Origin of the sequence: Streptomyces aureoversilis (assembly GCF_042657885.1) — a bacterium.
Classification (GTDB): domain Bacteria; phylum Actinomycetota; class Actinomycetes; order Streptomycetales; family Streptomycetaceae; genus Streptomyces; species Streptomyces aureoversilis.
Genome location: NZ_JBHSKJ010000073.1, coordinates 1 through 872, shown reverse-complemented (window position 1 = coordinate 872; position 872 = coordinate 1). Strand labels below are relative to the sequence as shown.

Genomic DNA, 872 nt, shown 5'->3' with positions numbered 1-872 from the left:
CCCTCGCGTTTGCGGTCCTCCATGGCGGCTTCGGAGAGTCTGTCGTCGGCTCTGGTGGCGCCGCGTTCGGTGAGGCGGGAGGCGGTGATCTCGGTGATGACCTCCTCGATGGTGGCGGCGTGGGAGTCGACGGCGCCGGTGCAGGACATGTCGCCGACGGTGCGGTAGCGCACGGTGCGTATCTGGGTGTCCTCGCCGTCGCGGGGGCCGCCCCAGGCGCCGGGGGCGAGCCACATGCCGCCTCGGGCGAAGACCTCGCGCCGGTGGGCGAAGTAGATCGCGGGCAGCTCGATCTTCTCGCGGGCGATGTACTGCCAGACGTCGAGTTCGGTGAAGTTGGACAGGGGGAAGACGCGGACGTGCTCGCCGGGGGCGTGGCGGCCGTTGTAGAGGTGCCACAGTTCGGGGCGCTGGCGGCGGGGGTCCCAGCCGCCGAACTCGTCGCGCAGGGAGAAGACGCGTTCCTTGGCGCGGGCCTTCTCCTCGTCGCGGCGGCCGCCGCCGAAGACGGCGTCGAAGCGGTGGCGGGCGATGGCGTCGAGGAGGGGGACGGTCTGCAGGGGGTTGCGGGTGCCGTCGGGGCGCTCGCGGACCCGCCCGGTGTCGATGGCCTCCTGGACGGAGGCCACGTGCAGGCGCAGTCCGTGCCCGGCGACGGTGCGGTCGCGGTAGGCGAGGACCTCGGGGAAGTTGTGCCCGGTGTCGACGTGCAGCAGCGCGAACGGCAGCGGCGCGGGCGCGAAGGCCTTCAGCGCCAGGTGCAGCATGACGATCGAGTCCTTGCCGCCGGAGAACAGCAGCACCGGCCGCTCGAACTCCCCCGCCACCTCACGGAAGACGTGCACCGCCTCCGACTCCAGCACCTCCAGGTG

1 protein-coding gene is annotated in these 872 nt (G+C 72.2%); it reads right to left on the bottom strand.

Features of this window, described 5'->3' with window-relative positions:
* The coding region (cysD, locus tag ACFPP6_RS36455) for a sulfate adenylyltransferase subunit CysD (RefSeq protein WP_382051144.1) at window positions 1-872 on the bottom strand (872 nt) is incomplete at both ends.